Here is a 1,586-nt window from a genome sequence, read left to right as displayed (position 1 = left end):
ACGTTTGGCATCGGATCCCTCCATCAAGATTTCAGCGACCTCCGGCTTTGACTCGTTCGGATCTGCGACCATCTTGAAGGGCGCGAGCATCCTGGCCGATACAGAAAAGCCCGGATATCCAGCCATGGTAGGATTCGGAGAAGGGACCTTTGATATTTTCGAAAGAACTTCGTCGCGTGGTCCGAAGGCTTTGACCCGACCGGCCTCCATCATGAGAACGAAATCGACTGCAGCTAGCGCGCTCGGTCGATGCGCTATAACTATTGCGATCCCCTTGCGTTCCCTCACGGCCGCGATTGCCTTCACAACAGCAGCTTCGCCATCGGCGTCAAGATTCGCATTGGGTTCATCGAGCACGACGAGGAACGGATCGGCGTAGAGTGCCCTGGCAAGGCCGATCCGCTGGCGTTGCCCTGCCGAAAGGGATGATCCGGCTTCTCCAATGCGGGCTTCATATCCTTTATCAAACTGCAGGATAAGCTCATGAACGCCAGCCGCCATCGCGGCTGATACAATTGTCTCCGGCTTCGCGTCGGATTCGAAGCGGGCGATGTTCTCTGCGATCGTGCCATCGAAAAGTTCGCCCCCCTGTGGCAGGTAGCCGATGTGGCGACCGATTGCCTCCTGATCCCACTGGTCGAGTGACGCGTCGTCAATACGCACTTTGCCGCTCGCCGGGGTCCAGGCGCCAACGAGAGCGCGGGCAAGCGTCGACTTCCCCGCACCGCTAGGGCCAATAATGCCGAGCGCGCTCCCCGCGCGCATGACGAAGTTTGCTGCGAAGACCGTCGGCTTCGTCTCACCAGGGGGAACGACGGTGATGCCTGCGGCACGCAGTTCGCATTGCGGTTTGGGCAGGGCCAAGACAGTTGTCTCTTCAGGCATCATCAGCAGCAAATCCCTGAGGCGGATCCAACTCTGTCTCGCCATCAGGAACACTTTCCAACTTCCGATTGCCAATTCGACGGGCGCTAGTGCGCGGCCCATTATGATGGAACTGGCAATCATCACCCCCGGTGTGACCTGCTGCTCGATAGCGAGCCATGCACCCACTGCCAGGATTGCGGACTGGAGAACCAAACGAAGTGTTTTTGCAACGCCCCCTAGGCCGCTAACAACATCGCTGGCCCTGCGATTTGCCGCAAGGTAGTCCGAATTTGCAAGGCGCCAGCGCGCGGTCATGCGATTGCTAAGCCCCATCGCACGTATAGCTTCGGCATTGCGACGGGACGCGTCCAGCAAGGCATTGCGCACCGTGTTATGCCGGAGTGCCTCTCGAGTTGGGTTGCGGGAAGACGCATCGGTAATAACGGTAAGCGAGACCAACAAGATCGCGCCGACCATTGCTGTCATACCAAGCCAGAAATGAAGTAGAAAACACAGGCCGAGATAAAAGGGCATCCAAGGTAAATCGAAAAACGCGGTCGGACCGGGTCCGGAGAGAAAATTGCGTACATTGTCGAGATCGCGCAGCGGCTGCAATCCGTCGCTGGGCATGCGAGTTTCGAGTGGAAGGCGGACGACTGCGTCGTGAACGCGCCCGGAAAGCTGGTGATCGAACCGCTCACCGACGCGTAGAAGAACGC

The 1,586-nt window shown here is 58.4% G+C and carries 1 protein-coding gene; it reads right to left on the bottom strand.

What is annotated here, in order from left to right; all coding sequences use genetic code 11:
* Nucleotides 1-1,586, bottom strand: a 1,586-nt coding sequence (locus tag EN994_RS30615) for a type I secretion system permease/ATPase (RefSeq protein WP_164746383.1), incomplete at both ends; no start/stop codon positions are given.

The sequence above is a fragment of the Mesorhizobium sp. M7A.F.Ca.CA.002.09.1.1 genome (assembly GCF_003998555.1).
GTDB lineage: Bacteria > Pseudomonadota > Alphaproteobacteria > Rhizobiales > Rhizobiaceae > Mesorhizobium > Mesorhizobium ciceri.
This window is presented reverse-complemented; position numbering and strand designations above follow the sequence as displayed.